A 21,819-nucleotide genomic window follows, 5' to 3' on the forward strand; every position below is an offset into this window, starting at 1 on the left:
GCCTCCTGCCTCTGCGCTCCCCCGGTCACCGGCCTCCTGCGTCAGTCCGCACCCGGTCGCCACCCCGCCGGCCGCAGTATCCCCAGCAGCAGTCCGACCAGTTCGTCGACCACCTCGTCGAGGGGGGCCTCGACCCAGCCGGCCTGCCAGTCGTGGAGGAGGCCGTTGACGCTGCCGATGAAGGCGGTGGCGGCGATGCGGTAGTCACGGGGGACGGCCTCGCCGCGCTCGGCGGCCGCGGTGGCCTCGGCGCAGATGAAGTCGATCCAGCGGGAGCGGCGTTCGAGGCGCTGGCGTTCCATGCGGGGGCTGACGCCGACGATCTCGGTGAAGGTGATGCGCAGTCGGCGCGGGTCGCCGGTGACGTTCGCGGCGTAGGCGCGGAACGCGGCGGTGGCGCGCTCGGCGATCGACTGCCCGTCCGCCGCGGCGAGACCGGTGAGCGCGGCCTCCTCGGCCCAGTCGTTGACCTGGAGGTGGAGGGCGGCCAGCACGTCCTCCAGGGTGCGGAACTCCTCGTAGAACTGACGGGTCGACAGTCCGGCGGCCTCGCTCAGCCCCGAGATCGTGGTTCCCCTGAAGCCGGGGCTGTCGCCGAAGAGCTGGAGGCCCGCGTCGAGGAAGCGGCCTCGGCGCTCGGCCCGGCGCTCCGCCGCGGACCTGCCCCCGTACCGGCCGGTGGGCTGTTTGAACCTGCCCGCCACGCTGCTCCTCCCGACGGAACGTCACTCGGTACGACGGCCGGGTTCGGCCGTCGGTCGATTTTGTCGTGTCCCTGGTCTTGTGGTGAAGCGGGGACGTTCCTTACTTTCCAGTAAGTCCATCTGAACGCCGACGTATTCAGACTTCCCGCCTTCCGTTCTTACCTCATGTCCCCCAAGTCGATTTGGCATGCTCTGAGCAAGCAGGAGGAACCGATCATGACCGTCGCCCGCACCCCCCGCCGTTTCCGAACCCGGCACCTCGGTGCCGTCGTCGCCGCCCTCGCGCTGACCACCTCCGCCGCGGCGACCGCCACCCCGGCGAGTGCCGCGGCCGATCTGCGGGAGGTGATGTTCGTGGGCAACAACTGGGAGGGCACCGCGGACGTCATCAAGTCCTCCGGCGACTTCGCGAAGGTCGGCCGGGTCAACGTCATCCCCGACAAGGACGCGCGGATCGCGGAGATCAACGCCGACCCGATCAGGTGGATCGCCTACATGACGATCCGGAACAGCGTGGGTGAGGGCCACGACCAGTACGTGGACGACATGTACTCCACGCCAGACGGGTCGTCGATGGTCGTCTCCCGCCCGAGCTTCGCCGACGTGGTCTCCATCAACCTCACGACCGGCGCCATCAACTGGCGCTTCCCCGTGTCGGGTTACCGCTCCGACCACATGGCGGTCTCCCCCGACGGCAAGCGGGTCGCGGTCTCGGCCTCGACGTCGAACACGGTGCATGTGCTGGACATCGTCACCGGCCGGCAGCTCGGATCGTTCAAGACCGGCGACAAGCCGCACGAGAACATCTTCACCAGCGACGGCAAGTACGTCTGGAACATGGCGATCGGCGATGTGAACACCGCGACCGACGCGCCCTGGCTGGACTGGACGAAGGGCGACCGGAAGATCACGGTCGTCGACACGAGCACCTTCCAGCAGGTCAAGGTGATCGACATGCGGGAGCGCCTCGACGCGATCGGGCTGACCGACTACTCGGACGCGGTCCGGCCCGCCGCGTTCTCGCCCGACGAGACGAAGCTGTACTTCCAGGTGTCGTTCTTCAACGGCTTCTTCGAGTACGACATCGCCACCGACAAGATCACCCGCACCAAGACCCTGCCGAAGAACCCGGCGACCAGCGACGACCGCACGACCTTCGTCAACGACTCCCGCCACCACGGCCTCACGATGAAGCCGGACGGCACCAAGCTGTGCGTCGCGGGCACGATGGACGACTACGCGACCGTCGTGGACCGGGCGACCCTCCAGGAGGGGCCGCTCCTCCCCGTCTCCAAGCCGTACTGGTCGACCGTCAGCGGTGACGGCAAGTCCTGTGTGGTCTCCGAGAGCGGCGCCGACCAGGTCACGGCGATCGACTTCGCCACCGGTAGGAAGACCGTGTCCGTGCCAGTCGGCGACCACCCCCAGCGGGTGCGGCTGGCGCATGTGCCCGCCGACTGGACCGGACCTTCCGCTAACTGAATTCAGTGGCCAGCCAACTCGACAGCTCCGTCCGCGCCGCGTTCAGCTGCGTCGTGGACGGGGCTGTCGCGCCGTTGGTGACCAGGGCGTAGTGGAGCTTGCCCGTGTCGGCGGCGGTGAGGAGCAGCCGGCGGCTGCCGGTGCCGCCCGGTTCCTTGGCGGCGGCGATCGGTGTGGAGGTGGTGTAGGCCGGCGGCGCGGCCGTCACCCCGAGGTCGGAGACCACCGTGGTGGACGCGGTGGGGAAGGACGCCGGGAGGTGCAGCTCGGTCGGTTCGGTACTGCCGTCCGAGCGCCAGACCAGCAGGGAGTACTGGCCGGAGCCGACGAGCGAGGAGACGTTCGGCAGTGAGCTGGGCACCGGGTTCCACGTCAGCGTCGTGGAGCCGTCGCGCGACTTGTCCTCGTAGGTGAAGGCGACCGTGCTGCCCGCCGTGGCGCTCGGGTAGATCCGGTCCAGCATCCGGGCGTCCTGGCGGAGCACGGCCGTACCGGAGTCGTCGAGCCGTACGGCCGACAGATCCTCGTCGTTCCAGGCGTCACCCTCGACCTGCACCTCGTCGGGGTTGTCGTTCATCAGCTCGTGGTGGCGGCCCCAGTAGATGTCCCACTGCCACTGGGAGCCGGAGAGGACCGGGCCCGAGGAGGCCGGGTCCGACCACCAGTTGACGCCCTTCACGCGGGAGTCCAGCGCCTGGTACATGGCCTTGTAGACCGTGGGCGCCTTGTCGGAGACCGAGCCGTTGAGCGGGTGTCCGAACTCGCTGATGATGGCCGTGGTGCCGCCGGCGGTGGCCCGGTCACGCACGGTCCCGAAGTCGTTCACGTACTGGCCGTTCTCCGCCTTGCCCCACATGAAGACGCCGGAGATCGCCTTCTGGTCGTAGAAGTGGGTGTTGAAGACGTACCGCGGTCCGATCGTGCCCGCGTCGAGGAGTCCGCCCTCCTGCTTCTGGAAGTCGATGTTGGCGTTCCAGAAGAGGTTCGGCTCGACGAAGGCCGGCTTGGACTGCCAGCCCGCCGCGTCCATCCGGGAGCGGAACTTGACGTAGAACGGCCACAGGACGTCCTTCTCCCACGTCCTGCTGGTCTGTCCCGAGTCGAGGATGCCGGGATGCGGCTCGTTCCACGGGTCGAAGCCGACGACGCCCTGGAACTGGGCGGACGTGAGGTTGGACTTCACGTACGTCATCGTCTTCTGCGCGGTGTCCAGGAAGGAGTCCTGGAGCCCGTAGGTGTTGTGCCAGAAGTCGTACGTCGACTCCGTCACGGCCGCGTTGGACGTGATGTTCTGGCCCCAGAACGGGCAGATCCCGCAGTACTCGTCGGGGTAGTCGCCGAGGTCGACGGCCCACTTGGGGGCGCCGTCGCCCGTGTACCAGCTGTCCGAGTCGAACAGCCAGCGGGAGTACAGGTCCTGGTGGAAGTCGGGGTAGACGCGGATCCCGGCGTCCAGGAACGCGCCCATCTGTGCGGTGGCCGCCGCGAGGTAGGTGGTGTTCACCTGTCCGCGCACCGGTTCCGCGTACGCCCAGGACAGCAGGAAGCGGACGGAGTTGCCGCCGCCGAGCGCCCTGAGCGCGGTCGCCGACTTCTTCGCGTCGGCGACCGAGGCGAAGGGCAGACCGTTGTTCTCCTTGAGTTTCGTCTCACCCGAGACGTTGTAGCCGCGCAGGACGACCTCGCGGCCGAGGCCGTCCTTGAACCTGCCGCCGTCGACCGTGAGGGTGGCCGCGGCCTGCGAGTCGAACCAGAGTTCGTCAGTGAGAGCGGAGGCGGGCTGGGTGGGGCCCGCCGTGGTCAGGAAGCCGGTGACGAGGATCAGGACACCGAGCAGACGAGTGCGCAATCTTGACATGTCCGCCACATTCGACATGTGCACTACCGTCCCAATGGTCGGGCGAGCCGTCAATAGCAACTGACGCACGAGTAAGTACCCGTTTTCGCAAGACAGTTCACCTGTCACGGCCGATTCTTTGCCCTGCACGACCCGGTGAGGCCTTGTGCGTCGGCGCGGGGACCCGATAAAGGCCCCCACGTGATCGTCCGGCGCTCCTCAGACACCCACCCGCCGGGTCAGGTGCAGCAGGTACTCCTTGCGGTCGAGGGGGTTGTGGTCGGTGCGCGGCCGTTCGGGGACAGTCGTGCCGCCGACGGGCGCGTAGTGGGCGAAGGCCGTCTCCAACTCGCCCTCGCCGCCGGTCAGTCCGGGCAGCCGCTGCTCCAGACCATGCACCCGGGCGGCCGGCACCAGCCCCTCCAGCCGTACGACCCTCCCGCTCATCCGCGTGTCCTGCGGTACGGCGCGCAGCGCGGCCAGTACCGGCAGAACCGCGCCCAGGGAGTCCGCCGGGGCGTCGATACGGAAGCGGTGCATCGGCTCATGGACGCGGGTACCGGCCCGCCTCAGCGCGTCCATCAGCACCAGCGGGGTCAGTCCGCGGAAGTCCGCGCCCGTGCTCGACATGCTCTTGTCGAAGCGCTGGTGGGCGTGGCTCTGCCGGGGCGAGTAACCGGAGTGCGTCACCGTCACCACGCAGTCGGGGACCCGCCACCCATGGACGCCCTGCTCCAGAGCCTCCCGCACGGTGTCCTCGACGGCCTTGAAGAACGCGTACGGCATGGACCCGAGCTCCACCTCCAGCCGGAAGTCGACCCCGGAGCCGACCGGCGCCGGCTCCACCCGCAGTCCGACCGTCGCGAGGAACGGGTTGCCGTCCTTCTTGTTGAACTCGACGGCCTCGCCCACGCCGGCGAGGCGCTCGACACAGATGGTCGTCGTCTCGCGGAAGGTGACGTCGATGCCGTACTCGTCGGCGAGCGTCGCCTGCACGACCTCCTTCTGCACCTCCCCGTACAGCGACACAGAGGTCTCCTGCCGGAGGTCGTCGTGGCGGAGGCCGATCAACGGGTCCTGCTCGGCGAGTTGGGTGAGGGCGAGGTGGAGGGCGCCGCCGTCCTCGGCGTGGGCGGGGAGGACGACCGTTTCGAGGGTGGGCGGTGAGAAGTGATGTCCGTCCGCCGCCCGCTCGCGCGGTACGCCGATGGTGTCGCCGATCCGGATGTCGGCAACTCCCCACAGCTGGGCGATCCGGCCGGCCGATACGGCGGTTTCGCGGACGGCCGCACCGCGTTCGAAGACGCTGATCGCGGTGACCTTGCCTTCGAGTTCACCGTCACGGAAGGTCAGCCGGTCTCGGGTGCGTACCGTCCCGTCGAACATCCGCACATAGGCGATCTTCTCGCCCGCCGGGCCGCGCTCGACCTTGAAGACGGTGCCGGAGACAGGGCCGTCCGCTTCTCCGTCGGTGGCGGGCAGCAACTCCCGGATGCCGTCGATGAGTTCGCTGATTCCCGCGCCGGTGATCGCGGAGCCGTGGAAGACCGGGTGGACCAGGGCTTCGCCGGTCTGGGCGGCGAGTGCCGCGCGCAGTCGGGCGTCGGGGACGGCCGTCTCGTCGTGGACGTAGGCGGCGAGCAGGCGGTCGTCGTGCTCGGCGAGGAGTTCGAGGAGCCCGGGCGGGAGGGGGTCGTACGGGGTGAAGTGGGCCTTCGCTGTGCCGAGCCGGCCGACCTCGCCCATGGGGACGATCGCCGGGGTGAGGCGTGCTGCGATGGTCTCCAGCAGGTCCCGGTGGCGCGCGCCCCGGCGGTCGAGCTTGTTGACGAAGATCAGCGTGGGGATGCGCAGGCGTCGCAGGGTGCGCATGAGGACGCGGGTCTGTGCCTGGACGCCTTCGACGGCCGACACGACGAGGACCGCGCCGTCGAGCACGTTCAGGACGCGCTCCACCTCGGCGATGAAGTCCGGGTGGCCGGGGGTGTCGATGAGGTTGACGGTGATGTCGTCGATCTCGAACGAGACGACGGCGGACTTGATGGTGATGCCGCGCTGTCGTTCCAGCGCCAGGGAGTCCGTGCGGGTGCTGCCGTCGTCGACGCTGCCGATCTCGTCGATGACTCCGACGGTGTGCAGCAGTCGTTCGGTGAGACTGGTCTTACCTGCGTCGACGTGCGCGAGGATGCCGAGGTTGAGCGTGCGTGACAAGCGTCATGCCCTTCGAAATGGGGGTCATTCCTTCCTGGGTGGACATGAACGCAGCGCGCATCGGGGCTCCTTGATCGCTCGGTGGGGCTTCGTGCGCAGTGAAGCAGAGCGGATTGCGCACTCGCAACGGGTTTCTCCGCCCCCGCCGCCCCCCTACCCGTCCCTCCCCCGTCCAGGGGCTGCCGCCTCTTCGAGGCGGCGCGGAAACCCCGGTCGGCAGGCGGTGGGGGGCGGGCTGTCGGACGCTGGAGGCACGAGTGGCGACGGTGAGAGGAGCGGGCCCGTGCGTGAGATCCTTCCGGCGCTCGGCCAGTGGTACGCGGCGGGCTCCCCCTTCGGTCTCGCCACCGTCGTCGCGGTCAGCCGGAGCGCGCCGCGCGGGCCGGGGGCGGCCATGGCGGTCGGGCCCGGTGACGAGGTCGTGGGCAGTGTGTCCGGCGGCTGTGTGGAGGGCGCGGTGTTCGAGCTGGCCCAGGAAGTCGTGGCATCGGGCGAGGCCCGGCTCGAGACCTTCGGGTACAGCGACGAGGACGCGTTCGCCGTGGGGCTGACGTGTGGCGGGGAGATCACGCTCCTTGTGCGGCGGGTGACGGCGGCCGAGGACCCGACGTTCGGGCGGGTCGTGCAATCCGTGGGCGCCGGGCACCCGGTGACTGTGGCGACCGTGATCGACGGCCCCGCCCCTCGCGGCGCCACGCTCGCCGTGTGGCCGGACACGACGGTCGGCACATCTGGCACACCCGCCACACCCGCCACACCCGCCACAGTCGGCGCATCCTCCGCACAGGGCACGCACGGCACGCTCGGCTCGGCGGGGCTGGACGCGGCCGTCACCGCCGACGCGCGCGGCGAGCTTGCGCAGGGTGCCACCGGGCAGCGGCACTACGGGCCGCACGGTGAGCGGCGCGAGGACTCCGTCACCGTCTTCCTGCATTCCTTCGCGCCGCCGCCCCGCATGCTGGTGTTCGGCGCGATCGACTACGCGGCGGCGGTCGCCCGGATCGGCGACTTCCTCGGCTACCGCGTCACGGTGTGCGACGCCCGCCCGGTCTTCGCCACCCCGAAACGTTTCCCCGCCGCCGTCGAGGTGATCGTCGACTGGCCGCACCGCTATCTGCGTGACACCCCCACCGACGACCGCACGGTGATCTGCGTCCTCACCCACGACCCCAAGTTCGACGTGCCGCTCCTTGAGGAGGCATTGCGCCGCCCGGCCGCGTACATCGGGGCGATGGGCAGCCGCCGTACGCACGACGACCGGATGCGGCGACTGCGGGAGGCCGGGCTCGACCCGGCCCAACTGTCCCGGCTGCGCTCCCCGGTCGGCCTGGACCTCGGCGCCCGTACACCGGAGGAGGTGGCCGTGTCCGTCGCGGCGGAGGTCGTCGCGCTCAGGTGGGGCGGCAGCGGGGTGCCGCTGACGGCGACGACCGGGGTGATCCATCCGCCGCGCCCGAGCGGTTGAGCACAAGGGTGACGGTCGAGGACCGCGACGGCAGGACCGTCGGCGACTCGGCCGAGGTCAGGTCCGGGGTGGCAGTCGGTGCAGGTGTACGTCCGTCAGCTCGCCGTCCGCCACTGTCGCCGTCATGTAGGTGCAGTGGGGCTGGCGGCGGCGGTCGGTCGGGGAGCCGGGGTTGAGCAGGCGCAGGCCGGTGGTCGTGGTCGTGTCCCAGGGGATGTGGCTGTGGCCGAAGACGAGGACGTCGGTGTCGGGGAAGAGGGCGGCGCAGCGGGGCTCGCGGCCCTGGGCGGGGCCGGTCTCGTGGACGACGGCGAGGCGCAGGCCGGCCAGTTCGGCGTGGGCGACCTCGGGGAGGCGGGCGCGCAGGGCGGGGCCGTCGTTGTTGCCGTACACGGCGATGAGGCGGCGGGAGCGGGCTTCGAGGAGGTCGAGGGTGGCCTCGTCGACCCAGTCACCGGCGTGGACGACCACGTCGGCCTCCGGAAGCTCGGCGAGAAGCCGCTCGGGCAGCGCCTTCGCGCGCTTGGGCAAGTGGGTGTCGGTCATCAGCAGCAGGCGCACGGAGTCAGGGTGTCATCCGGTGGCGGGCCGCACTCGATGGAGGTGCGGGGCCGCGCCCGATGGAGAAGGCCACGGTGGAGGGGGAGGTCGTATCCGAGGGAGGACTCGTGGCCGGACTCAGGCCCCCAGCCGGACGGGAGTTCCGGCCGCCGGGAAGAGCCACGGCCGGCAGGAGCGTGTCACCGCACGGAACCCCGCGCCCACACGAAGACCCACGGCCGACAGCCGGAGCCGCACACAACAAGAGCGTATAGCCGAACGGAACCCCGCGCCCAGACGGAGACCCGCAGCCGACAGCCGGAGCCTCGCTCGGCAAGAGCGCGTGGCCGAACGGACACCCGTGGCCGGAGCGAAGCTCGCACCCGGCGCGTGGGGTCACTCGATGGGGATCTCCGCCCACACCTGTTTTCCGCCGCTGACCGGGACGGTGCCCCAGGCCGAGGACATGGCCTCGACGAGGAGGATGCCTCGGCCGCCGGTCGCCTCCCAACCGATGATGGTGGGTTTGGTCGGCGTGCGGGGTGAGGAGTCGGCCACCGCGACGCGGAGGCGGTCGGCCAGGAGGGTGAGGTCGAGGCGGACCCGGCCGTCGGTGTGGACGAGGGCGTTGGTGACGAGTTCGGAGACGACGAGGAGCACGCTGTCGGCCGTGGACTCGACGTCCCAGCGGCGCAGGACGCGCCGGGTGTAGCGGCGGGCCTGTCCGACCGCCTGGGGGACGCGCCACACGCTCCAGTTCTCGCGCTGGGGGCGCAGGGCCATGCCGTCGTAGCGCAGGAGGAGCAGGGCCACGTCGTCGTCGCGGTTGGCGCCACCCAGCAGGGTGTCGGCGACCACGCCGAGGTGGGTGGGGTCGGCGCCGGACAGTTCGGCGGCGAGGTGGTCGAGGCCGTCCTCGACGTCGACGTCGGCGGATTCGACGAGCCCGTCCGTGGTGAGGGCCAGCAGCGTGCCGGGGGCCAGGCGCAGGGGGCTCATCGGGAAGTCGGCCTGTATGACGACGCCGAGCGGCGGTCCGCCCTCCGCCTCGCTGATCTCGGTGGTGCCGTCCGGGTGACGCACCACGGGCGGGATGTGGCCGGCGCGGACGTACCAGGCGGAACCTTCCTCCAGGTCGATGTCGACGTAGCAGCAGGTGGCGAAGAGGTCGGTCTCCATGTCCATGAGGAGCCGGTTGGCGTGCGAGACGACGACGTCCGGGGGGTGCCCTTCGACGGCGTACGCGCGCAGAGCGGTGCGCATCTGGCCCATGAGGGTGGCGGCGCCCGCGTTGTGGCCCTGGACGTCGCCGATGACGAGAGCGACGTGGTTGTCCGGCAACGGGATGACGTCGTACCAGTCGCCGCCGACCTCCAGACCGGCGGTGGTGGGCAGATAGCGGGCGACGGCGACCGCGCCGGGCAGCTGGGGCAGGCGGCGCGGGAGGAGGGTGCGCTGGAGCATGCCGACGAGTTCGTGTTCGGCGTCGAAGGCGTGGGCGCGCATCAGGGCCTGCCCGGCGAGGCCCGAGGCGGCGGTGAGCAGGGCGCGCTCCTCGGGGCCGAAGTCGTGGGGGTTGTCCCAGCCGATCAGACAGGCCCCTGCCATGCGGCCCCCGGCGGGCAGCGGGAGGACGGCCAGGCCACCGGGGCCGACATCGGCGAGGGCCGGCTCCAGATCGGCCCCGGCCGGCCAGATCCCGGCGCGTCCCTCGCGGAGCGCGGTGGCGAGGGTCGGCATGGTGCGCACCGGCGCGTCCGGCCACTCGGAGCGCCATTCGGAACGCCACACCTCGGGCCACACCTCAGGCTGCGGCGGATCGAGGACGGTGACGACGAGACGGTCGCCCTCCAGCTCGGCGAGGGCGATCCGGTCGGCCTGGAGCGGCTTGCGCAGGGCGGTCACGACGGCCTGACTGACGTCACGCACGGTGCCGGCGGTGGCCAGGGCGGCGGCGAGGCGCTGGATGCGGGCCACGTCACCGCGGCCGGTGCGCAGGGTGGAGGCGTCGGCCACAGTGCCGACGAGACGGGCGGGCCGGTTCTCGCCGCCGGGCAGGATCCGGCCGCGCAGCCTGAGCCATTTCTGCTCGCCGGAGGGCTGCAGGATGCGGAACTCCAGCTCCCGGTCACCGATGGACATGTGGTCCGCCTCCACGACGGACATCAGGGCGGGCAGGTCCTCGGGCACGGTCAGCGCGATCAGGGTCTCGACCCGGCCGTCGAAGTCGTCCGGGCCCATGCCGAACAGCTCCAGCAGCCCGTCGTCGACCTCGACCCGCCCGGTGTCCATGGCCAGGTCGAACGAGGCGCCCGGCCCGGCGGGCGGGGCGGGGGCGGCGCTGGTGACCGCTTCGGCGAACAGGTCGAGGCAGTGCCGGTCCTCGGCGTCGAAGGCGTCCGTGCCGTCGCCGACGGCGACGAGGCAGCCGCGCTCGCGCAGCGGCAGCACGCCCAGCGAGAAGTCCTCGGCGTGGGCGCGTCGGACGTCGGCGTCCTGCTGGAGGTCGGCGGAGACGAGCCAGCGCGCTCGGCCCGTACGGCATGCCTCGGCGGCCGGGGCGGCCCCCGATGCCGGGTAGCTGTCGCGGAGCCCGTACAGGGTCCTCGGTACGCCTGCCGAGCCGGCCAGGGACAGCGCGTCGCCCTCGCCGTTCGGGATGTAGACGGCGGCGACCGTCGCACTCGTGAACACGAGCACCTGTTCGAGGATGGCGTGCAGCCGCTCGTGCGGATCGAGATCGCCGCCGAGCGTCTTGAGCGCGAGATCGGCACGCAGCGTCCTCGTTCCGCGTTCCGCAGCGCCCTCACTGACCACTTCGCAATTACAGCGCTTCCGGCACGCTCGCGCAGCCCCTGGGACCGTTCCGCGAGGCCGGGGCCCCGCTCCGCACCGCCCGGGTTCGAAAGGCACCGAACAAATCTTTACGCATGCGTTCCGCACGGTGATCGCGTGACAGGCGTGACGGGTTTCTGGTGACAGCCGTGACTGTCGGGCGCTCCGGCGGGCTGGAAGGCTCGTCGTCACCCGGCCCAGGGGGCGACGACAGCGACGGCACACGACCCGGGGGACCCGCATGGACAAGCGGTACGAGGCGTACGCGCTCGCCGACGGACACTTCTACGAGACACCGGACCGGCTGTCGGTCGGTGACCGCGCCGGCACGGCGGCGCCCGGCTACGAGACCGCCGGGCGCGCGGTCCCCGAGGGCTGGCGGGCCGCCCGGATCGGGGACTGGCTGACGCTGACCCCGGTCGACGACGGTGGGCGGCCCCGTCCCGGGCCCACCCAGGGATGGAAGGTGCACGCATGCGCCACCCGGGGGAACGCGGACCGGATCGCGGCGATCGTGTGGGACTACTGCGTGCCCCGGAGCATCCCGTTCAAATTCGTGCCGGGCCCGCATCTGCTGCATCTGCGCAACGCCAAGTACGCGGCCCGCGACACCAGCGGCAAGTTCGTGACGGTCTACCCGGCCGACGAAGAGCAGCTGCACCTCGTCCTGCGCGAGCTGGGCGAACTCCTCGACGGCCTCGACGGGCCGTACATCCTCACCGACCTGCGCTGGAACGACGGACCGCTGTACGTCCGCTACGGCGCGTTCGCCCGCTCCTTCGTCGTCGACGAGCGCGGCGCCCTCGTGCCGGCCGTCCGCGACGGCGAGGGCACCCTGGTTCCGGACCAGCGGAAGCCGACCTTCCATGTGCCCGACTGGGTGACCCTGCCGACGTTCCTGGAACCGCAGCTCGCGGCACGCAACACGACCACCGTCGGCGATCTGCCGTACCGCATCGACAAGGCGCTGCACTTCTCCAACGGCGGTGGGGTGTACGTCGGCAACGACACCCGCGACGGCCGCCGGGTCGTCCTCAAGGAGGGGCGCCCGCACGCCGGGCTGGCCGCCGACGGGGCCGACGCGGTCACCCGGCTGGAGCGGGAGAAGGACGCACTGGAGCGGCTGGCGGGGCTGGGGGTCGTGCCCGAGGTACGCGACTGGTTCACGCTCGGCGACCACCGCTTCCTCGTGATGGACTTCGTCGAGGGCCGCCCGCTGAACTCGTACGTCGCCGAACGGCACCCGCTGCTCGCCGCGGACCCCGAGCCGGGCGCGGTCGCCGCCTACACGGCCTGGGCGTTACACGTCCACCGGGCCGTCGAGGAGGCGGTCGAGGCGGTGCACTCGCGCGGGATCGTCTTCAACGACCTGCACGTCTTCAACATCATGGTCGCGCCCGACGAGCGCTCGGTGTCCCTGCTGGACTTCGAGGCGGCGGCTCCCGCCGAGGAGAACGGCCGCCAGATCGTCGCCCATCCCGGCTTCCTGGCACCCCCGGACCGCACCGGCCCGGACGTCGACCGCTACGCCCTGGCATGTCTGCGCCTCGCGCTGTTCCTGCCGGTCACGTCCCTGTTCGTGGTGGAGCGGGACAAGGCCGCGCATCTGGCCGCGGTGATCGCGGAGGAGTTCCCGGAGGTGCCGCGCGAGTTCCTCGACGAGGCGGTCGCGGAGATCACCCGTGGGAGCGGTGCCGCCGAGCACACGCCGGCAGGGGTGGAGGGGGCTCGGGCACGTGCGGAGGGGGCGCGTGCCCTTGAGGGCGGCTGGTCCCTCGCCGAGCCCGGGGACTGGCCGTACAGCCGTGACTCGATGGTCAAGGCGATCCTGGCCTCGGCCACGCCGGAGCGTGACGACCGGCTCTTTCCCGGGGACGTCGCCCAGTTCTCCGACGGCGGTGGACTCGGCCTCGCACACGGCGCTGCGGGCGTCCTGTACGCGCTCGCGGAGGTCGGTACGGAGCGTTACGAGGAGGGCGAGCGCTGGCTGCTCGACCACACCGACCCGGTGCCGATCGGAACCCCGCTCGGCCTCTACGACGGTCTCGCGGGTGTCGCCCACACCCTGGACCGGCTGGGCCACCGGCAGCGGGCCCTGGACCTGGCCGAGCAGATCCTCGCCGAGAAGTGGCACAAGCTGTCGTCCGACCTGCGCGGCGGCCTGGCCGGGCTCGGCCTGGTGCTCGACGAGCTGGCGCGGACCACCGGTGAGTCCGGGCTGCGCGAGCACGCGGCGGAGGCCGCGCGGCTCCTCGTCCACCGCCTCGCCGAGCCCCGCCCGGCTCCGCCCCGCCGCCGCGCCGGTCTGCTGCGCGGCGGGAGCGGTCCCGCGCTGTTCCTGCTGCGCCGGTACGAGGCGACGGGCGACCCCGCGTTGCTCGACGCGGCGGGCGAGGCTCTGCGGCAGGACCTGGAGTGCCTGGTCGACCAGAAGAACGGCGGGCAGGCCGTCGACGAGGGATGGCGGACGATGCCGTATCTCGGCGACGGGAGCGTGGGCGTGGGCATGGTGCTCGACGACTACCTGGCCGCGGCCGGCACCGGAACGGACGACGCCGGAACGGACGAGTTCAAGCGGATCCGTGCGGGCATCCTGACCGCCGCGACCTACCGTTTCTACGCGCAGCCGGGGCTGTTCGAGGGCCGGGCCGGGATGATCCTCCACCTCGCCCGGACAGGCGCCCCGCGCGAGCGGCTGACGGAACAGATCGCCGCGCTCGGCTGGCACTCGATGCCGTACCAGGGGCAGCTGGCCTTCCCCGGCAACCACTTGATGCGGCTCTCCATGGACCTCGGTACCGGAACGGCGGGGTGCCTGCTGGCGCTCGGCGCGGCACACACCGTCGCCGACGACGCCACGGCCCGGCTGCCGTTCCTGCCGCCGCTGCGACGGCGGCCCCATTGACGCGGTTCCGCCGCCCGGCGGAGTCGTGACGCAACACCCCCGTCCCCAAGGCCCAGCGCGGGCCACCGATCGAAAGGAATCGACATGGCACTTCTCGACCTGCAGACGATGGAAGCCGACGAGACGACCGGCACCGGCGGCCCCAGCTCCCTGAGCGTGCTGTCCTGTGTGAGCGCTGCCAGCATCACGCTCTGCCTCTGACCCGAACGGGGCGTCCGGGGCATCCAGGGCGTCCGTAGGACCGGCGTGGCAACTGAGTCGCGCGCCGGCGGCTCCGGACGGTTCCTCTCCCCTGTTTGGGGAGGGGCCGTCCGGGGCTCATTCATCCCCTCATCCATCCGGCCATTCAGGCCATTCATCCGGTCATTCATTCCGGTCATCCCACGTCAGGACGGGTATGACGACCCTCACCGAAGCCGGTGCCCCCGGCCCGGCAGCCGCGTCCGTCCCCCTGCTGCGCTCCACCGTCCGGCACTCCGGCCCCCGTTGCACGGCCCTGGCGCTCGTGGCCGTGGCCGCGGCGGGGGCGAATCTGTTGCTGCCGGTCGCGCTGGGCCGGGCCCTGGATCTGCTGCTGGCCGGTGACCCGGGGGGCTCGCGCTGGGTGCTGTGGTGCACCGCGCTGATCCTCGCCGTCGCCGTGCTGGACGCCGTCGAGACCGTACTCGGCGGGACCACGAACGCCCGGGCCACCGCCTGGCTGCGCCACCGCCTGCTCCGGCATGTGCTGGCCGTGGGGCCACGGGCCGTCGGCCGTTTCGGGCCGGGGGATCTGGTGGCCCGGCTCGTCGGGATCGCGGCCCAGGCGGGGACGGCACCCGCCACGGTAGCCGCGCTTCTCGCCGCGGTCGCCGGGCCGCTGGGCGCGGTCGTGGCACTGGGACTGATCAACCTGTGGCTCGCGGTGGTGTTCCTGGTCGGGGCCCCGCTGCTCGCCCTGGTGCTGCGCACGCTCGCCCGGGACACCTCCGAGTGCGTGACGCGCTACCAGCGGGCCCAGGGCCGTATCGCGGGTGGCCTGGCCGAGGCCGTCGCCGGGTCCCGCACGATCGCCGCCGCCGGAACCGCCGACCGGACCGTCGCCCGCGTCCTCCGCCCCCTCCCCGAACTCTCCCGCGAGGGGCACCGTATGTGGCGAGTCCAGGGCCGGGCCGCCGCGCGGGCCGCCGCCGTGGCGCCGCTGTTGCAGCTCGCCGTCGTGGCCACAGCGGGCGTCCTCCTCACCCAACGGCACGTCTCCGTGGGCGAGTTGCTCGCCGCGTCCCGCTACGCCGTGCTGGCCGCGGGCATCGGCGTACTGGTCGGACAGCTCTCGGGCCTGATCCGCGCACGGGCAGCGACAGAGCGGCTCGACGAGATGGAGACCGAGCCCCCGACCACGTACGGCGACCGCCTGCTCCCGCCTTCGGGGCAGGGGCGGCCGGAGCTGCGCCGCCCGTCCCGGCGGGGGCGATCGGAGTTGGACGGCCCTTGCGGACCGGGACGGCTGGAGCCGGACGGCTTCTCCGAACACGGGCGGCTCGAGCTGGACGCCCCCTCCGGACAAGGGCGGCTGGAGCTGTGTTCCGTGACCGTCCGGCGGGGTGGGCGCGCCGTGTTGGACGGGGTCGACCTTGTCGTACCGGCCGGGACCACGCTGGCCGTCGTGGGCCGCTCGGGCGCGGGCAAGTCGCTGCTCGCGGCCGTCGCCGGGCGGCTCACGGATCCGGACGAGGGAGAGGTACGGCTCGACGGGGTGCCCCTGCCCGAACTGGACCGCCGGGAGCTGCGCCGAGCAATCGTCCACGCCTTCGAACGCCCGGCCCTGCTCGGCGACTCCATAGAGGACACCATCGCCTTCGGGGTCCCCCGCCCCGCCCCGGCCCGCGTAAGGGAAGCCGCCCGCGCCGCGCACGCCGACACCTTCGTCCGCCTCCTCCCCGACGGCTACGCCACCCCTTGCGCCGACGCCCCCTTGTCGGGCGGCGAGGTGCAACGCCTCGGCCTTGCCCGGGCGTTCGCCCGCGACAGCCGTCTCCTCGTCCTCGACGACGCCCTCTCCAGCCTCGACACCGTCACGGAGCACCACATCACCGACGCGCTCCTCCGTCCCACCATCGGCGGCAGCCGCCTGATCATCGCCCACCGCGCCGCCACGGCCGCCCGCGCGGACACAGTGGTGTGGCTGGACGGGGGGAGGGTGCGGGCGGTGGGGTCGCACGCGGAGTTGTGGCGGGTGGCGGGGTACCAGGAGTTGTTCGGGGCGGGGGGTGATGCCGGGGCGGAGGTCGGCGCTTGCGCATCGGCCGACACGGGAGGCGCGTCGGACCGCAGGCGTGAGCCGGAGAGCAGCGCCCCCGCATCAGCCGACGCGGGCAACCAACCGGACCGTAGGCGTGAGGCGGAGGGCAGCACCCGCGCAGGGACCGGTATGGGCGGTGCAGAGGTCGTCGCCCGCGACGACACCGCGTCGCAGGGCCCTTCGGGCGGAGGGGGCCGATGAAGGGCGGCCCGGAGGGGCGGCGTTCCGCCGGCCGGCTGAAGACCGGACCGGCGACAGCGGCGGGCCCGGGCGCGGCCCCGGGCCCGGGGTCGGGGTCGGGGTCGGCGGACACCGAATTCGCACGGATCGAGGGCTCCTCCGAACGGACCGGTCCCAGTACCGGGGCCGGCGTCACCTCGCCTCCCGCTGGGCCCCAGCCGCGACGACACGTCCCCCCGCCCGGCCTGCCGCGTCGTGGCCTGCGCTTTCTGCGGCGCCGCGTGCGCGTCGTCGTACGGCTGGGCCTGTGGTCCGCGCTGGAGATGGGGCAGACGTTTCTGATGGGGTACGCCCTGGCGCGGGCCCTCGACGACGGGTTTCTCGCCGGGCGGGCCGGGGTCGGCTTGGGGTGGCTCGGGGTCGGGGCGGGGGCAGTGGTCGTCGGGGCGTTCGGGACCGGGCGGGTGTACGGGTGCGTGGCGGGGCTGGTGGAGCCGTTGCGGGACCGGCTGGTGCGAGGGGTGGTCGGGCGGGGGGTGCGGGAGGCGGACGGCGGGGCCCTGTCCGGGCTGACCCAGCAGGTGGAGATCGCCCGGGACACCTTCGCCGGACTGGTGATGGTGTCGCGCTCGTTCCTGTTCACCGCCGCCGGGGCGCTCGTCGGGCTCTTCTCACTGGCCCCGCCCCTGCTGCTCGTCGTGAGCCCCCCGCTGGTCGTCGGTGTGGCCCTCTTCCTGGTGACGCTCAGGCCGTTGGCCCGCCGGCAGGAGACCTTCCTCGTCGCCGACGAGGCCCTCGCCGACCGACTCGGCGCCGTCTGCCCGGGGTTGCGGGACATCACGGCGGCCGGGGCGGAGGACATGGTCGCCGCCGACGCCGGTCGGTGCGTCGACGCCGAGCACCGGGCCGCCCGCTCGCTGGCCCGCTGGGGCGTCGCACGCGTCGCCTCCCTCACGATCGGCGGCCAACTGCCCGTCGTCCTGCTCCTGGCCACCACGCCCTGGCTGCTGGACCACGGGGTCACCGCGGGCGCCCTGATCGGCGCCCTCGCCTATGTCACCCAGTCCCTCCTCCCCGCCCTCCAGAACCTGGTCCACGGCCTGGGCACCAGCGGCTCCCGACTCGCGGTGGTGCTGCGCAGACTGGCCCCGCCGAGCGCCCCTGCGCCTCCAGCCCAAGCCTCGACGCCACCCAGTCCATCGTCGACCTCAGCCGCCCCGTCGCAGACAGCCCGACCTGCGCAGCCGGGGCCGCTCACCGCTCCCGACTCCGACTCCGACTCCGACTCCGGTCACCGTCCCAGCCCCCGTCCCGACCCCGGCCCCCGTCCCGACACCACCACCCGTCCCGACACCACCACCCGTCCCGACACCACCACCGCTACCCCTCTCCCACCCCACCCGCCCCCCGACGCCCTCGTCCTCTCCTCCGTCACCTTCGCCTACGGCTCCTCCCGCACCCCCGTCATCGACGGCCTCGACCTCCGCGTCCCCCAGGGCACGCACCTGGCCGTCGTCGGTCCCAGTGGCATCGGCAAGTCCACGCTCACCGGGCTCGTCGCGGGTCTCCTGCGCCCCCGGCGCGGCACCGTCCACTTGTGTGGGCAGCCGGTACCCGGCGCCACATCGCGCGCACACCGGGTGCTCATTCCGCAGGAGGCGTACGTCTTCAGGGGATCCCTCGCGGAAAACCTCGGCGAGCTGCGGCCGAAACCCGTGCCCGAGGCGGAGCTGTGGGCCGCCGCGGAGGCGGTGGGGCTCGCCGAGGTGATGGTCCGGCTGGGCGGTCCGGCGGCCGAGGTCGACCCGGGCGCGCTGTCCGCCGGGGAGCGGCAGCTCGTAGCGCTGGCCCGGGCGTATCTGTCGTACGCGTCGGTCGTGATCCTCGACGAGGCGACCTGTCACCTGGACGCGGAGACGGAGGAACGCGCGGAGCGGGCCTTCACGCGGCGGCCGGGCACGACCCTCGTGGTGGTCGCGCATCGCGTCAGCTCGGCCCGCCGCGCGGACCGGGTGCTGGTCATGGACGGGCGGTGCGTCACGTACGGGGAGCACGGAGAGCTGCTGGCACGCTCGCCGCTCTACCGGGACCTGGTCGGCGCCTGGTCACCCGCACCGACTTGGCCGCATCCGCCCGGCCGGCGTCCCTCAGAGCCAGCCCTCCCCCTGCGAGATCCTGATCGCGTCGATCCTGTTGCGCGCCCCCGTCTTACGGGTGATCGCGGCCATGTAGTTGCGCACGGTCCCGTGGGAAAGGTGCAGGCTGCCGGCGATCTCGGCGACGGAGGCGCCCTCGGCAGCCAGGGATAACACGCTCAACTCGCGGCGCGTCAGCGGCATTTCGGCGGCCTTGAGGAAGCCGAAGCCGAGGGAGTCGTCGACGAAACGTTTCCCTCGGGCGACCTCGCGGATCGCGGACACCAGCCGCTGCGGCGAGCCCTCCTTGTCCACGTACCCGAGGGCGCCGGCCTCCGCCGCGCGTTTCAGGAGTCCGGGTCTGCCGGCGTTGGCGAGGACCAGGAGGCCGGGGGCGGGGCCGCCCACGCCGCGCAGGTCGGCGAGGGGCGGGATGCCGACCGCGTCCGCGCAGTCCAGGTCCGCCGCGCAGACATCGGGCCGCAGGGAACGTACGCGCCCCGGCGCCCCGCGCCAGGACGCGTCGTACACCGCCAGATCGGGTTCCCGGCGGAGCCACTCCGCCAGCACCGACCTGACCAGACATTCGTCGTGCACGAGCAGTACCCCGATCACGTTTGCCCTCCGCCTCCCGGCCACCGATGTCCTCCGCCTCAGCGCGTGCCCATTGTTGGCGCCCCCGACCACGCCCGGGCGCGAAGAACCAGCCATCGGGGTGCGAGGGGGCGCACTCCCGGCGCCCGTGCGCGATGCCGCGCATCACCGAACGGGCATGGCCCGGACGAGAGGGGGTACAGCGGTGCGTCCGCGGCACGGCGCTCGCCGTGCGCATGCGGCCCCCAGGGGGGAGCCTTGACCCGGGGGCCTGTCGCGCGGTCGTGCGAGGAGGTGGTCGGCAATGTCCGACGTCCACGCGTCCGGAGAGCGGACGACCGTCGAGACGGCCCGCGTCGGCCATCCGCTGCTCTCGCTGGCGCTGGCCGCGATGATGGACGACGTCGGGGCCCACTCCGGCGCGGTGTATCTGCTGACGCCGGACGAGCCGGTCCTGGAGATGGCGGTCATGGCGGGGCTGCCGAGGTCGTTCGCCGCGCCGTGGGAGCGGGTGGGGCTGAGCGCGCCGGTCCCGGTCTCCGAGGCGGTACGCGGGCAGCGGCTGGTGTGGGTCAGCGGCGAGGAGCAGATGGCCCGCCGGTATCCCCGGATCGCCGTGGTCCTGCCCTACCCGTTCGCCCTGGCCGCGCTGCCGGTGGCGACCCGCGACACCACCTACGGCGCCGTCTTCCTGACCTGGCCCGGCTCCCACCCGCCGGAGCTCAGCGAACGCGAGCGGGACCAGCTGACCTCGGCCTGCGACCGGCTCGCGAAGCGGCTGCGGCGCGCGGAGGAGGAGGGCCGGCCGGTGCTGCCGGAGCCGGACCTGTCGGCGCCGTCGGCGACCATGGTCGCCGGGACGCTCGGCACGGTGGAGGCGGCGCGGATGGTGGCGCGACTGCCGTACGGGATGTGCGCGCTCGATCTGCACGGGCGGATCACCTTCGCCAACGCGGCCACGGCCGAGCTGCTCGGCATCCCGGTGAGCGGTCTGCTGGGCACCCAGCTGTGGGCGTCGGTGCCGTGGCTCAACGATCCGGCGTACGAGGACCGGTACCGGGCGGCCCTGATGAGCCAGCACGTGACGTCGTTCGTGGCGCTGAGACCGCCGAGCGACTGGCTGTCGTTCCGGCTGTATCCGGGGACGAACGGGCTGAGCGTACGGATCTCGCGAGCCCGTGCGGTCGCCGAGGCCGAGCACGCCGCGCGGCTGGAGGACGACGAGCCCGGCCGTCTGGTGACGATCAACCACGTGCTGGCGCTGGCGAGCGCGCTCACCGAGGCGGTGGGTGTGCAGGACGTGGTGGAACTGGTCGCCGACGAGATCGCCCCGGCCCTCGGCAGCCAGGCCCTCGTGATGTTCGGCTCACGCGCGGGGCGCCTGCATGTGCTCGGGCACCGGGGCTACACCGACCCGCACCTCGTGGAACGCTTCGACGGCATGCCGCTCACCGCGCCGATGCCCGGAGCGCACGCTCTGACCACCGGAGTACCCGCCTTCTTCGAGTCCCGGCAGCAGCTGGAGCACCTCTATCCGATGCGGCAGGACACCCCGGACGGGCTGGGTGCCTGGGCGTACATCCCGCTGATCGCCTCCGGACGGCCGGTGGGCACCTGGGTGCTCGGGTACGCGGACCCGCATCCGTTCCCGGCCGACGAGCGCGCGGTGCTGACCAGCCTCAGCGGTTTCATCGCCCAGGCGCTGGAACGGGCACTGCTGTACGACGCCAAGCACCAGCTCGCGCACGGACTGCAGCAGGCGCTGCTGCCGCACTCGCTGCCGTCGATCCCCGGGATCGAGGCGGCCTCCCGCTATCTGCCCGCCACCCGGGGCATGGACATCGGCGGCGACTTCTTCGACCTGGTCCTCTCGCACGGGCGGGCCTCCGCCGTGATCGGCGACGTCCAGGGGCACAACGTGACGGCGGCGGGCCTGATGGGGCAGATCCGTACGGCGGTCCGCGCGTACACGACCGTCGGGCAGGCGCCGGAGGAGGTGATGAGCAGCACCAACCGGCTGCTGATCGACCTGGGTTCGGAGCTGTTCGCCAGCTGTCTGTATCTGCGGCTCGATCCGGAGCACGGGACGGCCGTCATGGCGCGGGCGGGGCATCCGCCGCCGTTGCTGCGCCGGCCGGACGGGAAGGTGCGGGTGCTCGACCTCGCGGGTGGTCCGCTGCTCGGCATCGACGCGGCGGCGACGTATCCGACGACCGAGGTGGCGCTGACCGAGGGGTCCGTGCTGGCCCTTTACACCGATGGGCTGATCGAGTCGCCGGGGGTCGACATCGAGGACGCGCTGGCGGGTCTCGGGGAGCGGCTTTCGACGGCGGCGGCCGGGGAGCAGGCGCTGGACTCGCTCGCCGACAGTCTCGTGCGGGAGATCGAGGCGGCGGAGGAGCGGGCAGATGATGTGGCCTTGCTGTTGCTTCGGGCCACTGGCGCCGGGTGAGCTGTGACCTCCGGGGGCCGTCGGTGCGTCGTCGGCTGCCGGTGCGTCGTCGGCCGTCGGTGCGTCGTCGGCCGTCGGTGCGTCGTGGCTGGTCGCGCAGTTCCCCGCGCCCCTTATATGGGGCTGCGCCCCATTCGGGTCGCGAGCCCAGCCGCAAGAAAACGAATCGGTCCGGCCCTCCCGCCGGAGGGCCGGACC

12 protein-coding genes and 1 pseudogene are annotated in these 21,819 nt (G+C 72.4%); 7 read left to right on the forward strand and 6 right to left on the reverse strand.

Annotated features, from left to right (window positions below):
* Positions 1-41 precede the first annotated feature (41 nt).
* Positions 42-704 (reverse strand): TetR/AcrR family transcriptional regulator, encoded by a 663-nt coding sequence (locus tag ACFU53_RS24415; RefSeq protein WP_383996133.1) that lies wholly within the window; start codon positions 702-704, stop codon positions 42-44.
* A 216-nt stretch (positions 705-920) separates the two neighbouring features.
* Between ACFU53_RS24415 and ACFU53_RS24420 the strand changes: the two genes are divergently transcribed.
* Complete coding sequence (locus ACFU53_RS24420) at positions 921-2,186, forward strand: YncE family protein (RefSeq protein ID WP_383996136.1); 1,266 nt, start codon at positions 921-923, stop codon at positions 2,184-2,186.
* On the opposite strand, the gene ACFU53_RS24425 is transcribed toward ACFU53_RS24420, so the two are convergent.
* A complete protein-coding gene (locus ACFU53_RS24425; protein WP_383996139.1) occupies positions 2,179-4,062 on the reverse strand; it encodes an endoglycosylceramidase in 1,884 nt (627 codons plus the stop codon). The genes ACFU53_RS24420 and ACFU53_RS24425 overlap by 8 nt on opposite strands.
* A 180-nt stretch (positions 4,063-4,242) precedes the next feature.
* On the reverse strand, positions 4,243-6,234 hold the full coding sequence (locus tag ACFU53_RS24430; protein ID WP_383996142.1) for a GTP-binding protein: 1,992 nt from the start codon (positions 6,232-6,234) through the stop codon (positions 4,243-4,245).
* A gap of 283 nt (positions 6,235-6,517) precedes the next feature.
* Between ACFU53_RS24430 and ACFU53_RS24435 the strand changes: the two genes are divergently transcribed.
* Positions 6,518-7,699, forward strand: a complete 1,182-nt coding sequence (locus ACFU53_RS24435) for an XdhC family protein (RefSeq protein WP_383996145.1) — start codon at positions 6,518-6,520, stop codon at positions 7,697-7,699.
* Positions 7,700-7,756: 57 nt separating this feature from the next.
* On the opposite strand, the gene ACFU53_RS24440 is transcribed toward ACFU53_RS24435, so the two are convergent.
* Together ACFU53_RS24440 and ACFU53_RS24445 are read right to left on the reverse strand one after the other, a co-directional pair.
* Positions 7,757-8,260: a metallophosphoesterase family protein gene (locus ACFU53_RS24440; protein ID WP_383996148.1), complete on the reverse strand. Its 504-nt coding sequence runs from the start codon at positions 8,258-8,260 to the stop codon at positions 7,757-7,759.
* A gap of 375 nt (positions 8,261-8,635) precedes the next feature.
* Positions 8,636-11,056 carry a SpoIIE family protein phosphatase gene (locus ACFU53_RS24445; protein ID WP_383996151.1) on the reverse strand — a complete coding sequence of 807 codons (2,421 nt, stop codon included), beginning with the start codon at positions 11,054-11,056 and terminating at the stop codon, positions 8,636-8,638.
* Positions 11,057-11,315: 259 nt separating this feature from the next.
* Between ACFU53_RS24445 and lanKC the strand changes: the two genes are divergently transcribed.
* The 4 genes from lanKC (at position 11,316) to ACFU53_RS24465 (ending at position 18,749) form a co-directional block, all read left to right on the forward strand.
* Positions 11,316-13,979, forward strand: a complete 2,664-nt coding sequence (lanKC, locus tag ACFU53_RS24450; protein ID WP_383996154.1) for a class III lanthionine synthetase LanKC — start codon at positions 11,316-11,318, stop codon at positions 13,977-13,979.
* A gap of 84 nt (positions 13,980-14,063) precedes the next feature.
* On the forward strand, positions 14,064-14,180 hold the full coding sequence (locus ACFU53_RS24455; RefSeq protein ID WP_005483995.1) for a SapB/AmfS family lanthipeptide: 117 nt from the start codon (positions 14,064-14,066) through the stop codon (positions 14,178-14,180).
* 196 nt (positions 14,181-14,376) lie between these two features.
* The gene (locus tag ACFU53_RS24460; RefSeq protein WP_383996157.1) at positions 14,377-16,461 is read left to right on the forward strand and encodes an ABC transporter ATP-binding protein; all 2,085 of its coding nucleotides are present in this window, start codon (positions 14,377-14,379) and stop codon (positions 16,459-16,461) included.
* A gap of 302 nt (positions 16,462-16,763) precedes the next feature.
* Positions 16,764-18,749 (forward strand): ATP-binding cassette domain-containing protein, encoded by a 1,986-nt coding sequence (locus ACFU53_RS24465; protein WP_383996171.1) that lies wholly within the window; start codon positions 16,764-16,766, stop codon positions 18,747-18,749.
* On the opposite strand, the pseudogene ACFU53_RS24470 reads toward ACFU53_RS24465, so the two are convergent.
* Positions 18,672-19,286, reverse strand: a pseudogene (locus ACFU53_RS24470) (LuxR C-terminal-related transcriptional regulator); the annotation flags it as partial. The gene ACFU53_RS24465 and the pseudogene ACFU53_RS24470 sit on opposite strands and share 78 nt — an antisense overlap.
* Positions 19,287-19,473: 187 nt before the next feature.
* Here ACFU53_RS24470 and ACFU53_RS24475 point away from each other — a divergent pair.
* Positions 19,474-21,621, forward strand: coding sequence for a SpoIIE family protein phosphatase (locus ACFU53_RS24475; protein ID WP_383996160.1), 2,148 nt, complete (start codon positions 19,474-19,476; stop codon positions 21,619-21,621).
* Positions 21,622-21,819: the final 198 nt, after the last annotated feature.

The sequence above is a fragment of the Streptomyces sp. NPDC057474 genome, assembly GCF_042802555.1.
Taxonomy (GTDB): domain Bacteria; phylum Actinomycetota; class Actinomycetes; order Streptomycetales; family Streptomycetaceae; genus Streptomyces.

What these genes read in the sequence shown, in the direction of transcription:
- ACFU53_RS24420 (WP_383996136.1), top strand. Translation starts at nt 921, where the DNA reads ATGACCGTCGCCCGCACCCCCCGCCGTTTCCGAACCCGGCACCTCGGT.
- ACFU53_RS24425 (WP_383996139.1), bottom strand. Translation starts at nt 4,062, where the DNA reads ATGTCGAATGTGGCGGACATGTCAAGATTGCGCACTCGTCTGCTCGGT.
- lanKC (WP_383996154.1), top strand. Translation starts at nt 11,316, where the DNA reads ATGGACAAGCGGTACGAGGCGTACGCGCTCGCCGACGGACACTTCTAC.
- ACFU53_RS24455 (WP_005483995.1), top strand. Translation starts at nt 14,064, where the DNA reads ATGGCACTTCTCGACCTGCAGACGATGGAAGCCGACGAGACGACCGGC.
- ACFU53_RS24460 (WP_383996157.1), top strand. Translation starts at nt 14,377, where the DNA reads ATGACGACCCTCACCGAAGCCGGTGCCCCCGGCCCGGCAGCCGCGTCC.
- ACFU53_RS24465 (WP_383996171.1), top strand. Translation starts at nt 16,764, where the DNA reads ATGGGGCAGACGTTTCTGATGGGGTACGCCCTGGCGCGGGCCCTCGAC.
- ACFU53_RS24475 (WP_383996160.1), top strand. Translation starts at nt 19,474, where the DNA reads ATGTCCGACGTCCACGCGTCCGGAGAGCGGACGACCGTCGAGACGGCC.